Raw genomic sequence first — 13,098 nt, 5'->3', positions numbered from 1 at the left:
CGCTACCATGAAGCCGGGCTGCCGAAGGTTCACCATGATTCAACGCATCGAGTCACCTTGCCGTGTTGCTCCTTGCTGCATACTCCATATTCATCGCCGTGCGCCGACAAATGACTGCTTATACCGATACCTCGACCGATGACACGCTGCCGCGCGAACTGCTCGAATTTCTACCGTGTCCCACCCCTGATCGATGGGTGCGGGCAGCGCTGGACAACCCGGCGTTGCTGTTGATCGATCACGCGCAATGCGAAAAGAAGGCGGCATCGACGGCCATGAGCCTGATGTTCCGCTACGTCGACCGCCCCGAGCTGTTGACCAAGATGTCGCAATTGGCGCGCGAGGAGCTGCTGCACTTCGAGCAGGTCGTCGGGTTGATGCAGGAGCGCGGTGTCGACTATTCGCACCTTCAGGCCTCGCGCTATGCCGAGGGGCTGCGCCAGCACGTGGCGCGGGAGGAACCGCAGCGGCTGATCGACATTCTGATCGTCGGCGCGTTCATCGAGGCGCGCTCGTGTGAACGCTTCGCGCGCTTGATCCCCCACCTCGACGAGACGCTGGCCAGGTTCTACCGCTCGCTGGTGCGCTCGGAGGGGCGTCACTTCGAGGACTATATCGGTCTCGCCGAGCGTTACGCGGACAAGGCCAGCGTCGCCGAACGCGTTGCGGTTTTCGCCGGGCACGAGCGTGAACTCATCGAAAGCGACGACGTCCTGTTTCGCTTCCACAGCGGTGTGCCGGCGGAGACGGCATGACGTGAAACTACGAGGCGCTGTCGGGCCGCGGCGCTGAATTCTGATTGACTGAATGGTCGTGACGACGACCAAGTAATGGTGACGATGAACCAGGAACGAGCTACAACAACAATCTCGCTCTTCGGCCATTTCAGCTATCAGCAGGGCCACTCGACGCTGACCCAGTTCAGCTACGACAAGGTCAAGGCGCTACTGGTCTATCTGCTGATGCAAGAGCAACCGGTCAGTCGCGCCTTCCTGGCGGAAATGCTGTGGCCGGATCAGGGCATGAAATCGGGGCGGACGAATCTTCGTCATGCCTTGCACTGCCTGCGCCAGGGGTTGGGCGATCTGGCCGAGGCATCGCTGTCGGTAACCCGGCAGACCATCGCTTTCGAACTGCCCGTGACCGTCGAATGGGACGTGCGGGAGACCGAGCGCCTGCTGCTGTTGCCGCCCAGCGTCGAGACGCTGGAGCGTTTGCTCGACCACTATCGCGGCGATCTGGCTGGAGAATTGCACCTCGGGCAGTGTGTCGGTTACCAGCAGTGGCTGGTGCGCTCGCGTGGCGAGTGGCGCCAGCGTCTGATCGATTATGCCGAGCGTGTGCTCGAAGCGCCGACGCCACTGCCCGAGTCGCTGTTGCGCACGCTGCTCCAGCGCTTCGCCGGCTATGGACCGTTTCACGAGCGTCTGGTCAAGCAACTGGCGGAGCAGGGGCAGTTCGCGGCTGCCCGCGAGCAATTCAATACCTTTCTGCAGCAGTTGGCGTTGTCCGGCCAGCAGCCGGAACCCGGCTTTTTGCAGCTGGCGCGTCACTGGTCGGACATGCCCAGCACCAGTCTGCGTATCGGCGATTGGCGCGATCGTGGCGGAAAACCGGGCGCTCCGGTGCCTGGAGAGTGCGTTGACGACTATTCCGCCGAGGATATCGACTACCGCCAGATCACGGTGATGGCGATCGCGCTCAGACCGGAGGACACCGGCAACGATCTCGGCCAGGCATTGGCCTCGCTGAAAGCGCAGGATCAGCTGTTTCAGTGGCTGGAAACGCAATGTCATCATCTCGGCGGTTTTTGGCAGGCGAGCGTGGGCAGCGGTATCGGGCTCGCCTGTTTCGGGACCCATGGGCCGACGCACCAGTTGGCCGAACTGGTGGCGCTGTTCGACCACTGTCGGCAAGGATTGCCGCGGGAACTCGAAGCGGTGTGGAGCGGCAGCGAATCGCCGCCGCGCTTCGCCTTGACGGCAGGCCTGGACAGTGGTCGCGTGATCTGGTTGCCGGAACGCCAAGCGATCGATCCGTTCGGTGACGTGACCCAGGTCGCGTTGGCGATGATGGCCGCCGCTGAGAATAGCGAACTGGTCATCTCGCTCAACGCGAGTCAACACCTGCCGCCGGCCTTCGATCTGCAGTCGCGGTTGACCACGCGACTGATCAGCAGCGATGGTCGCGTGCAACGCCGTGCGCTGGTACTCGGTGTGGGCTCCGCCGGGCGGGAGGCACTGCCGCCAAATCTCATGGGGCGAGAGGCGGAGCTGCGCCAGCTGCGCGACGGTCTGGCGCGCGTCGCGCTGGGGTTGCGGCAGAGTATCCTGGTGCTCGGTGATACCGGCATCGGTAAATCGGCGCTGATGATCCATTTTCGCGAGCGCCTGCAGCATGAAGACGTTGCGCTGTTCTGGCGGCCGACGACACGGCTGTCGAGCCAGGCCTCCTACGGCCTGGTGCAATCGTTGCTGCGCTGGTATTTCGATGGCGAACCGGCGGCAGAGGCGTTGGAAGCGCTGATCGATCGCACCGTCTCGCTGGAGAAGATCGGTGCGGAGCGCCGCCGGTTGTTGATCGACGTGCTCGGCCGGGAGCCGCTGGCACGGGAGGATGCCGACGAGGCGGTCGAACTGGTGACGCGGCTGATTCAGTCGCTGATTCTGGAGGTGACCGCCGCGCGTCGACCGCTGGTGGTGATCGTCGATGACCTGCAGTGGCTCGACGAGCCGTCGCTTACTCATAAGTCAGAAATATAGGCGACACTTGGATGCTTGAAGAAGGATCGCACCAAGTCGGGCCGGGCGGCGATATCGGCCAGCTGAGAATGCACGCGGTCAGCCAGCTTTTCGCCCTTGCGCAACGGATTGCGGGCAACACCCGTGCGTTTGGTATAACTCCACACCAGCTCGTCGGGATTCAGGTCAGGGGCGTAACCCGGTAGGAAATGCAGCGTCAGCTGTCCCTCGAGTTCCTCGACGTAGCGCCGGACAACGCGACTCTTGTGCGCGGGCAGCCCGTCGAGCACGAGATGCAGCGGCCGATCCCGGTCTTTCATCATCGCGCGGAGCAGTTCGACGAAACGTTCGCCGGTCAGACCCCCGCTATAGGTGGCAAACCAGAAGCCCCCTTTGCTGTTGACCGCGGACGCCGCACTGATGCCCTGGCGCTGGCCGGGCACGTGGACTACCGGGGTCTGGCCTTTGACGCCCCAGGTCCGGCCCTGGACTGCATCCGCCCGGAAGCCGGACTCGTCCCAGAAGTAGATCTCGGCCTTTTCGCGTTTGGCCTGGCGCACAATCGCCGGGTAGGTCTCACGCTGCCAGCGCGCGATCGCTTCGGGATCGCGTTGATAGGCCCGCTGCAACGGCTTCTGGGCCGTCAGGCCCAGGCGCGCGAGCAGTGCCCCGATCGAGGCCAGGCTCAGCGCCACATCGAATGTGTCCGCCACCAACTCGCGTACGATCTGGCGCGTCCACAGGCCGAAGTCGAACCCGTACTGCCGGGGGTTGTGGCCATTGACCCAGCGGAACACTTGGCGTTCCTGGGCCGCGGTCAGTTTGCGCGGCCGGCCCGTGCCCGAGCGCGAACGCAATGCCCGCTGACCACGCCCGCGGCCGCGCGCCCTGGCGCGCACCTTGTACGCCCAGCTGCGATGGAAGCCAAACGAAGCCGATACATCCGCCGGATGCTCGCCTTCAGCCATGCGCTCGTAAGCCATCAGACGCATCTCTTCCAGCGCCTTGCGCGATATCTTGCGGCCATCTCTTTTCATAAACGCTTCGACCACAAGCATGATCGCTTGTTCCCTTATTTTCTGACTTATGAGTAAAGTGCTGCACAACTTGCAGGCACGATTACCGATCCATACCGCGCTGCTGCTGGTTGCGTCGCACCAGAACCGCGAAGTGCCGCCGGTCAGGCTCAACTGGGATCAGCAGATCCTGCTGGGGCGGCTGGACGATCGCCAGGCCGCGGACATGCTCGAATACCTGGCACGCCGTCATCGCCTTTCCCTGAGTGCCCGGCTGCGCGAGCAGTTGATCGAGCGCTGCGAGGGAGTGCCGCTCTATCTCCAGGAGATCTGCCGGCGTCTGGAGATCGACCGCCGCGAGGGGCGCCGTCTCGACGTGGATGCCTTGCCGCGAGGCTTGCTCGGCTTGTTGGCAAGCCGTATCGACCAACTGCACGACGACCGCCTGGTAGCTCATGTGGCGGCGGTGTTCGGTCGCCAGTTCGAGATCGGCATGCTGAGAGACTGCCTGGAGTTCCCGGAAGCGACGCTGAGGATGGCACTGGAGCAGATGCAACGACTCGAGATCATCGAGCCGTGTGAAACCCACCCCTACGATTTCCAGTTTACCCATCCCTTGCTGCAGGAGGCGGCCTATCTTTCCTGCCCGCAGGACGTTCGAGCCGCCCTGCATCGGCGCGTGGTGAATCTGATCGAGTCGCGGCATCCCGCCTGGATCAGCCGCCACCCGGGCGATTTCGCCGAGCACCTGCGGCGCAGCGGCGATCCGGCGAGAGGGGCACGCTACTTCGAGATGGCGGCCCGGGGTGCGCTCAGGGTCAGCGCCAATCGCACCGCGCTGAAGATGGCGGAAGCCGGCCTGGCCTGCCTCGCGCTGCTGGAGGGCGGTGTCGCCGAGCGTGAGATCAGTCTGCTGACGGTGAAAGGGCAGGCCTGTTATGCCCTCGAAGGGCACGGCTCGAGCTCTGCGCACGAGAGTTTCCTCAAGGCGCAGGCGCTATGGAAGGAGGCGATCGTCGATGAAGACGATGTCGACGATCAGGCTTTCCTGGTGACCTGGGGATTGTGGGTCGGCGCCAGTCAGCGCCATGCCGATCGCGATGCGGGACAGTTGGCGGAGCAACTGCGCGAGCTGGCGCAGCGCATCGACGACGCGCGCTACCAGCGTTTGGCGTTATATGCCCGCGCGCACGGCGAATACTGGAGTGGCCACGTCGCCCTGGCCTACGAGCATCTGGATCAGCTCGATCCATTGCGTCAGCCGATGGTGCTGGAGTGGTTGCCATTCTCGGACCATCCGCAGGTGGCGGCGGCCTGCTATCAGAGCTGGGCGCTCTGTCTGCGGGGCGATTACCGGCGCGCGGAACAGCAGATGGAGGCAGCCGTTCGCTTGGCCGAGAGCATCCGTCATCCCGGGTCGCTGGCGATGGCGTTGATCTTCGCGGCTTCGCTCTACCGCCAGTTGGGTCACGTTCATCTGGCGACCGAACGCGGGCGGCGCGCCTTCGAGATGACGCAGTCCGCCGATCTCAGGCGCTGGCATCTGGAAGCCATGTGCGTATTGGGATGGAGCCAGTCGCTGGCGGGTGAGCCGGTCGGGCTCGAGCGTATCGAAAGCGGCGTGACGCAGCTGATCGAACTCACCGGTCGTGAGCGCCATCAGCGGCCTTTCCTGTGGTACGGCGACGCCTGCCTGGCGCTGGATGACATCGAGCGTGCCGAACGCTATCTCGAGCCCTGCCTGGAGCAGGCGCGAACACGGCGTTCGCTGATGATGCCGCAGCTGTCGCTGCAGATGGCGCGGGTCAAGCATCGCCTGGGCCAGCCGCTGGAGGTCGTGGCGAGCCTGGTCGACGAGGCGCGCCAATGGGCGGTGGAGGTCGGCAGCCCGCACATGGAACTCAACAGCCTTGCGCTTTGGCTGTCGCTGATCGATCCGAGCGACGGCGACAAGCAGCGGGCACTGCGCTATCGGCTGGGCGAAGTGGCGCTGTCCGACGCGCCGGTACTGACGCGTTGGCGCACGTTGCTGGACAACGTCAGCGCATCGGCGCGCACACCCGATTACCAGCTGTAGCCGCGGGTCGCCGCGGATGCCGGCCCGGCCGGGTACGCCGGCCCGGACCGGGAAGATGAGTGTCAGCGCAGCGCGAACGATTCCAACGTCAAGCGGTCGTCCTCGACGCGTAGTTGCCAGCCCCGCTCGGGTCGCCAGTCGCCGATCACGTAGCGCTTGGCGGGCTCTCCCGCGACCTCGATATCATGCACATCGGGACGGTGGGTGTGGCCGTGGATCAGAATCCGGGCGTCGTGCGTTTCCAGGGTTTCGATCACCGCCGACGGCGTGACATCCATGATGTCTTCGGCCTTGTTGGAGTTGGCCTCGCCCGACTGCGCTCGCAGTTGCTTGGCCAGCGCCAACCGCTCCGCCACCGGCATCGCCAGAATCCGTGCCTGCCACGCCGGATCGCGTGCCTGCTGGCGGAAAGCCATGTACGCCTCGTCGCGGGTACACAGGCTGTCGCCGTGCATCAGCAGGACACGCTGTCCGGCCAGTTCCACCACCGTGGGATCCTCCAGCAGCGCGCAACCGCTGTCCGCCGCGAACGATTCGCCGATCAGAAAATCACGGTTGCCGTGCATGAAGGCCAGGCGCGTGCCGGCATCGCTGCAGGCGCGCAGTTCGGCAACGATCCGTTGCTCGAAATCGCCACGATAATCGTCGCCGATCCAGGCCTCGAACAGATCGCCGAGAATGGTCAACGACGACGCCTCCCGGGCGGGGCCACGCAGGTAATCGACGAAGCCCTGGGCGATCTCGGGCTGGCTGGGCTGCAGGTGAAGATCGGCAATCAGCAATTGCATGGGCGGGCTCTATTCCTCTCCGTTCCCTGGGTGGGCGCTCAGGCCTCGACTTCGGCGCGTTCGATGATGACGTCCTCGACCGGCACGTCGCTATGCATGCCGCGCCGACCGGTGGCGACCTGGCGTATTTCGTCGACGACCTCCATGCCTTCGACGACCCGTCCGAACACGCAATAGCCCCAGCCCTGCAGGCTCTTGTCGCGGTGGTTGAGGAAGTCGTTGTCGGCAACGTTGATGAAGAACTGGGCGCTGGCGGAGTGCGGGTCCTGGGTCCGCGCCATGGCGACGCTGCCCTTTTGGTTGGTCAGGCCGTTGTCGGCTTCGTTCTCGATCGGAGCTCGCGTGGTCTTTTGCTCGAAGTCGGTATCGAAACCACCGCCCTGAACCATGAAGCCATCGATGACACGGTGAAAGAGGGTGCCGTTGTAGTGGCCGTCGCGCACGTACTGCTCGAAATTGGCGGCGGTCTTCGGCGCCTTCTCGAAGTCCAGTTCGAGCTTGATGGTGCCGTAGTTGGTCTGCAAAGCGATCATGGAGAATCCTGAAAAAGTGAGGCCATATCCAGGCGCTTGCCGGCTTGGCGCCGGCAGCACGCGTCGCGCTATAATAGCGGTTTTGCGCGGGCGGGAGAAACCGCCGTCGGCGCGTGTTAACCTGCCGTCGAGGCGTCGTTCATCGCGCATCGCCATCCGTCAGTTCATCCGCGCCCATCACCCATTCGAACCATAGAGGTTGCCTGCATTCCATGAGCGTCGAAAGCCGCGTCGGCAATGTCGAAACGCAAACCGGGGTCGAGGCTCAAAACGGAGCCCCGAACTTCTTGCGTAATCAAATCCGTGACGAGATCGAGTCGGGACAGGCCACGACGATCGTGACCCGCTTTCCGCCTGAGCCGAACGGGTTTCTGCATATCGGCCATGCCAAGTCGATCTGGGTCAACTTCGGCCTGGCGGAGCAGTTCGGTGGCCGCTGCCATCTGCGCTTCGACGATACCAATCCGGCCAAGGAAGAGCAGGCCTATATCGATGCCATTCAGGAAGACATTCGTTGGCTGGGCTATCAGTGGAGCGGCGAGGTTCGCTACGCTTCCGATTACTTCGATCAGCTCTACGCCTGGGCCCAGCACCTGATCCGCGAAGGGCTAGCCTATGTCGACGATCTTTCCGCCGAGGAGATCCGGGAGTATCGCGGCACCCTGACCGAGCCGGGCCGACCGAGTCCGTATCGCGAGCGTGGCGTCGACGAAAACCTCGATCTGCTCGAACGCATGCGTCGCGGTGAGTTCGCCGAGGGTGCCAAGGTGCTGCGGGCCAGGATCGACATGGCCTCGCCCAACATCAACCTGCGCGATCCGATTCTCTACCGCATTCGCCATGCGCATCATCATCAGACCGGCGACACGTGGAAGATCTATCCGTCGTATGACTTCGCTCACGGCCAGTCGGACGCGATCGAGGGCATCACCCATTCGCTGTGCACCCTGGAGTTCGAGGATCACCGGCCACTCTACGAGTGGTTCCTGGCCCATTTGCCGGTACCGTCGCAGCCGCGTCAGACCGAATTCGCGCGCATGAACGTCAACTACACGGTGACGTCCAAGCGCAAGCTCAAGCTATTGGTCGACCAGGGCATCGTCGATGGCTGGGACGATCCGCGCATGCCGACCATCTCCGGCCTGCGCCGGCGCGGCTATACGCCGGCTTCGCTGCGCAAGTTCTGTGACATGACCGGGGTCAGCCGCGCGGCCAACGTGGTCGACATCGCGATGCTGCACTACGCCATCCGTTCGGATCTCGAGGACAACGCGCCGCGCGCCATGTGCGTGCTCAATCCGCTCAAGGTGGTGCTGACCAACGTGCTTGCCGATCACGCCGAGGTGTTCGAGGTGCCGGGGCACCCGGCGCGGGACGACATGGGCACGCGTCGCCTGCCGTTGACCCGCGAGATCTGGATCGACCGCGACGATTTCATGGAAGCGCCGCCGAAGAAATTCTTCCGCCTGGCGCCGGGCAAGGAGGTGCGCCTGCGCAATGCCTACGTGATCCGTTGCGACGACGTGATCAAGGGCGCCGATGGCGAGATCGAGGCGCTGCACTGTAGCGTCGATTTCGACACCCTGGGCAAGAATCCGGAAGGCCGCAAGGTCAAGGGCGTCATCCACTGGGTCAGCGCCGAGCACGGCGTGCCGGTCGAGGTGCGGCTTTACGACAACCTGTTCCTGGAGGAGGCGCCGGACCGCGACAAGGACGCCGATTTCCTCGATCACCTCAATCCCGAATCGCTGGTCACCGTGCAGGGCATCGGCGAGCCTGCGCTGGCCGACGCCGAGCCCGAGGCGCGTTTCCAGTTCGAGCGGGTCGGCTACTTCTGCGCCGATCGTCACGCCTGTCGAGACGGCAAGCTGGTGTTCAATCGTACGGTGGGGCTCAAGGATTCCTGGGCCAAGATCCAGCAGAAGCAGCAGGGCCAAGGGTGAGGGGTCGAGAATGAGCGCGGTGCAGGTCTACAATACGCTGACGCGACGCAAGGAAGAACTGAAACCGATCGAGCCCGGCAAGCTACGCATGTATGTGTGCGGTATGACGGTCTACGACTACTGTCATCTCGGTCACGCCCGCGTCATGGTGGCGTTCGACGTGATCACTCGCTGGCTGCGCCAGACCGGGCTCGATGTCACCTACGTGCGCAATATCACCGACATCGACGACAAGATCCTCAAGCGAGCCGAGGAGAACGGCGAGTCGATCGCCTCGCTCACCGAGCGCATGATCGCGGCCATGCATGAGGATGAAGCGCGGCTCGGCGTGCTGCGCCCCGACGCCGAGCCGCGGGCGACGGCACATATCGCCGATATCCTGGCAATGATCGAGCGGCTGATCGACAACGGCTACGCCTATGCCGCCGACAACGGCGACGTCTACTACCGGGTGCGCCGCTTCGCCGACTACGGCAAGCTCAACAACCGCAATCTGGACGACATGCGCGCCGGCGCCCGGGTCGAGGTCGATGAGTACAAGGAGGACCCGCTCGACTTCGTGTTGTGGAAGGCGGCCAAGCCGGGCGAAGCCAGTTGGCCGTCGCCCTGGGGCGAAGGGCGTCCCGGGTGGCATATCGAGTGCTCGGCGATGTCGACCTGCTGCCTGGGCGAGACCTTCGATATCCACGGCGGCGGCCCGGACCTGACCTTTCCGCACCACGAGAACGAGATCGCCCAGAGCGAGGCGGCCACCGGCAAGCCCTACGTCAATGTGTGGATGCATGCCGGCGCGGTACGGGTCAATCACGAGAAGATGTCGAAGTCGCTGGGCAATTTCTTCACCATTCGCGAAGTGCTGGAAAAGCACGATCCCGAGGTGGTGCGCTATTTATTGGTGGCGAGTCATTACCGCAGCCCGATCAACTATGCGCCGGAGTCGCTCGTCGAGGCGCGCAAGTCGCTGGAGCGTTTCTATCATGCGCTCGATAGCGTCGAGTTGGCGGAGGGGGACGTCGAGGGTGTCTACGCCGAACGTTTCTCCGCGGCGATGAACGACGATTTCAATACACCGGAAGCGCTATCGGTACTGTTCGATCTGGCGCGCGACATCAACCGTTTGCGCGACAGCGATCCCACGCACGCCGGGGCGTTGGGGCAGGAGCTCAAGCGCCTTGCGAGCGTATTGGGGCTGCTGGAGCGGGAGCCGGCTGAATTTCTGAAAGCCGGTGCCGGTGACTTGCCGATGGAAGCGGCGGAAATCGAAGCGCGAATCGCGGCGCGAGCCGAGGCCAAGCGCAATCGCGATTTCGCCGAGGCCGATCGAATTCGTGACGAGTTGGCTGCGCTGGGCATCGTGCTCAAGGATGCCCGCGAGGGGACGCGCTGGAGCTTCGAATCGCAGCAGTGATGCATGTTGATTGCGGCCCCTGAAGCGAAGAAGCCCGCCGGTTTTGGCGGGCTTCTTCGTTGCTGGCTCGCTGAGCGGCGGCGTTCAGCGCTTGGCGAGACGTTCCACGATGGTGTCGACCATCTCGGCCGAATGCGTGGCGGCGCGCTCGAGGAAGGCCTCGAACGATAGGCTGGAGTGCTTGCCGGCGATGTCCGAAAGGGCGCGAATGACCACGAATGGGCAGTCGAACAGGTGGCAGGTCTGCGCAATCGCCGCGGCTTCCATCTCCACGGCCAGCATCTGCGGGAACTGCTGGCGCGTGAGTTCGACGCGGGCCGGATCGGCCATGAAGCTGTCGCCGGTGCAGATCAGGCCTTCGAACACCCGCAGTTCTCCGAGGTCCTCGATGCAGGCGCGGGCGGTTTCGATCAGCGCGGGATCGGCGGCGAAGGCGGCCGGCATGCCGGGAACCTGGCCCATCTCGTAGCCGAAGGCGGTGACGTCGACGTCATGATGGCGAACCTCGCTGGAAACGACGACATCGCCAACTTCCAGATCGCTGCCGAAGCCGCCGGCAGAGCCGGTGTTGATCACGGCATCCGGCCGATAGTGGGTCATCAGTTGCGTCGTGCCGACGGTGGCGTTGACCTTGCCGATTCCCGATTGCAGCAGTACCACATTGATGCCGTGGCGTTCGCCGCAGTGAAAGGTGCCACCTGGGTGGCGCTCGACGCGCGCGTTCTCGAGCCGGGAGGCCAGCAGGGCGACTTCCTGCTCCATGGCGCCGATGATACCGATGGTCTGCATGTCGATCCGTGTTCCTGGTTGCTTGTTCCTGGGGCGAATGTGTCAGGCTGACGCGTCGTGAAGTTCAGCGGCCTGCAGGGTGTTCTGCAGCAGCGTGGCCACGGTCATCGGTCCGACGCCGCCAGGCACCGGAGTGATCCAGCCGGCGCGTTCGGCGGCGGTGTCGAAATCGACATCGCCGACCAGCGTGCCGTCGTCGCGGCGGTTCATGCCGACATCGATGACGACCGCCCCCGGTTTGACCCAGTTGCCATCGATCAGCCCCGGCTTGCCGGCGGCGACCACCAGCAGGTCGGCCTGGCGCACCTTGTCCTCGAGATTGCGGGTGAAGCGGTGGCAGATGGTGGTGGTGCAGCCGGCCAGCAGCAACTCCAGCGCCATCGGGCGGCCGACGATGTTGGAGGCGCCGACGATGGTGGCTTCCAGGCCGCGCAGGGCGATGCCGCTCTGCTCGAGCAGGGTCATCACGCCCTTCGGCGTGCATGGGCGCAGCAGCGGCAAGCGCTGGGCCAGCCGTCCCAGGTTGTAGGGGTGGAAACCGTCGACGTCCTTGTCGGGGCGAATGCGTTCGAGCAGCGGATTGGCATCGAGATGCCTGGGAAGCGGCAGCTGCAACAGAATGCCGTCGACGGCTTCATCGGCATTGAGCCGGTCGATGACGCTTTCCAGCTCCTGCTGCGAGATGTCGGCGTCGAGATGATGCCTGAAGGAGAGGACGCCGGCGCTTTCACAAGCGCGATGCTTGTGGCTGACATAGATTTCGGAAGCCGGATCATGGCCTACGAGTATGACGGCGAGTCCGGGCCGACGCAGCCCCTGGTGAATACGCTGATCCACCGCGTTCTTGACCTGTTGGCGGATGGCGCCGGCAATGCGCTTGCCGTCGATCAACTGAGCGGTCATCGACTTTCCTTTCTGAGTCACGAGGATGTCGGTGGGAGCCGACGAAGGTGGCAATTTTCGCATGCCTGAGAACGCAGTCAACGCGCGTTGTCGATGGGGGCAATAGGGCGGCCCTGAAGGAGCGCTTTCCGGGTATTCATCCGGGCTCATGAATTCACGTAAAGGCTTGACCCGACAGAAAGGATCCGTAGAATACGCAGCGCATCGAGGGGCTCGTGGAGTCATCGGGCACGAATCGCGTCGCGACGGGGTATAGCGCAGTCTGGTAGCGCGCCTGCTTTGGGAGCAGGATGTCGGGGGTTCAAATCCCTCTACCCCGACCAGATCGGCCGCGATGTTCGGTGAGGATGCAGCCGGTATTGGAATGCGCCTATAGCTCAACCGGATAGAGCAACGGCCTTCTAAGCCGTAGGTTGCAGGTTCGAGTCCTGCTGGGCGCGCCACTCTTGGCTTTGTCAGGCGTGTGTGGCGATCCGGGTCGATGTCAGTCGGAGTGGTGGATGTAGCTCAGTGGTAGAGCCCCGGATTGTGGCTCCGGTGGTCGTGGGTTCGATCCCCATCATCCACCCCAAACCGACGCGATACAGAAATGGTGGATGTAGCTCAGTGGTAGAGCCCCGGATTGTGGCTCCGGTGGTCGTGGGTTCGATCCCCATCATCCACCCCATTTCTTCCCCGTATTTTTCCCGACTTATCTTCCGTTGCCGAATGCCCGAATTCCGGTCGATCCGAGGCAATGGGCATCCTTGAGATGCGCGGCTTGGCGTGCGTCGCCCGATTTTTCCCGCGCTAGCCTTGTATTTCGCCCCGTTTAGCACCATTTACCCCGCAAGTCTGCTTGCCAGTAGACATGGGGATTCATAAAATCGCCCCCTTGTTTTCGAGTTGCAATCACAGAAC

Annotated in this window: 10 protein-coding genes and 4 tRNA genes; 9 read left to right on the top strand and 5 right to left on the bottom strand. The window is 63.7% G+C overall.

Annotated elements, in window-relative coordinates:
* Positions 1-110: 110 nt before the first annotated feature.
* Both DOM57_RS05900 and DOM57_RS05895 read left to right on the top strand, forming a co-directional pair.
* Entirely contained in the window at positions 111-755 is a 645-nt protein-coding gene (locus DOM57_RS05900) for a MiaE family protein (RefSeq protein WP_110648301.1), read from the top strand.
* A gap of 84 nt (positions 756-839) precedes the next feature.
* The gene (locus DOM57_RS05895; RefSeq protein WP_162619458.1) at positions 840-2,762 is read left to right on the top strand and encodes an ATP-binding protein; all 1,923 of its coding nucleotides are present in this window, start codon (positions 840-842) and stop codon (positions 2,760-2,762) included.
* Here the strand turns inward: DOM57_RS05895 and DOM57_RS05890 are convergent.
* On the bottom strand, positions 2,744-3,799 hold the full coding sequence (locus DOM57_RS05890; protein WP_110648299.1) for an IS630 family transposase: 1,056 nt from the start codon (positions 3,797-3,799) through the stop codon (positions 2,744-2,746). The genes DOM57_RS05895 and DOM57_RS05890 overlap by 19 nt on opposite strands.
* 37 nt (positions 3,800-3,836) lie before the next feature.
* On the opposite strand from DOM57_RS05890, the gene DOM57_RS05885 reads away from it, so the two are divergent.
* On the top strand, positions 3,837-5,834 hold the full coding sequence (locus DOM57_RS05885; RefSeq protein ID WP_162619457.1) for an ATP-binding protein: 1,998 nt from the start codon (positions 3,837-3,839) through the stop codon (positions 5,832-5,834).
* Between the two features lie 62 nt (positions 5,835-5,896).
* Here the strand turns inward: DOM57_RS05885 and DOM57_RS05880 are convergent, their stop codons facing one another.
* Together DOM57_RS05880 and DOM57_RS05875 are read right to left on the bottom strand one after the other, a co-directional pair.
* Entirely contained in the window at positions 5,897-6,622 is a 726-nt protein-coding gene (locus DOM57_RS05880) for a UDP-2,3-diacylglucosamine diphosphatase (RefSeq protein WP_110648297.1), read from the bottom strand.
* Between the two features lie 38 nt (positions 6,623-6,660).
* Positions 6,661-7,155: a peptidylprolyl isomerase gene (locus DOM57_RS05875; RefSeq protein ID WP_110648296.1), complete on the bottom strand. Its 495-nt coding sequence runs from the start codon at positions 7,153-7,155 to the stop codon at positions 6,661-6,663.
* Positions 7,156-7,367: 212 nt separating this feature from the next.
* On the opposite strand from DOM57_RS05875, the gene DOM57_RS05870 reads away from it, so the two are divergent.
* Both DOM57_RS05870 and cysS read left to right on the top strand, forming a co-directional pair.
* Positions 7,368-9,098, top strand: coding sequence for a glutamine--tRNA ligase/YqeY domain fusion protein (locus DOM57_RS05870; RefSeq protein ID WP_110648295.1), 1,731 nt, complete (start codon positions 7,368-7,370; stop codon positions 9,096-9,098).
* A gap of 19 nt (positions 9,099-9,117) precedes the next feature.
* On the top strand, positions 9,118-10,506 hold the full coding sequence (cysS, locus tag DOM57_RS05865) for a cysteine--tRNA ligase (RefSeq protein ID WP_110648391.1): 1,389 nt from the start codon (positions 9,118-9,120) through the stop codon (positions 10,504-10,506).
* Positions 10,507-10,590: 84 nt separating this feature from the next.
* Here the strand turns inward: cysS and mtnN are convergent, their stop codons facing one another.
* Complete coding sequence (gene mtnN, locus DOM57_RS05860; protein WP_110648294.1) at positions 10,591-11,295, bottom strand: 5'-methylthioadenosine/S-adenosylhomocysteine nucleosidase; 705 nt, start codon at positions 11,293-11,295, stop codon at positions 10,591-10,593.
* Between the two features lie 42 nt (positions 11,296-11,337).
* Positions 11,338-12,198, bottom strand: coding sequence for a bifunctional methylenetetrahydrofolate dehydrogenase/methenyltetrahydrofolate cyclohydrolase FolD (folD, locus tag DOM57_RS05855; protein WP_162619456.1), 861 nt, complete (start codon positions 12,196-12,198; stop codon positions 11,338-11,340).
* A gap of 246 nt (positions 12,199-12,444) precedes the next feature.
* On the opposite strand from folD, the gene DOM57_RS05850 reads away from it, so the two are divergent.
* From DOM57_RS05850 to DOM57_RS05835, 4 genes are all read left to right on the top strand, one after another.
* Positions 12,445-12,521, top strand: a tRNA-Pro gene (locus DOM57_RS05850).
* Between the two features lie 43 nt (positions 12,522-12,564).
* A tRNA-Arg gene (locus tag DOM57_RS05845) sits at positions 12,565-12,641 on the top strand.
* 53 nt (positions 12,642-12,694) lie between these two features.
* Positions 12,695-12,769: transfer RNA gene (locus DOM57_RS05840), tRNA-His, on the top strand.
* A gap of 21 nt (positions 12,770-12,790) precedes the next feature.
* A tRNA-His gene (locus DOM57_RS05835) sits at positions 12,791-12,865 on the top strand.
* Positions 12,866-13,098 lie beyond the last annotated feature (233 nt).

This window comes from Salinicola peritrichatus (assembly GCF_003206715.1).
GTDB lineage: Bacteria > Pseudomonadota > Gammaproteobacteria > Pseudomonadales > Halomonadaceae > Salinicola > Salinicola peritrichatus.
This window is presented reverse-complemented; position numbering and strand designations above follow the sequence as displayed.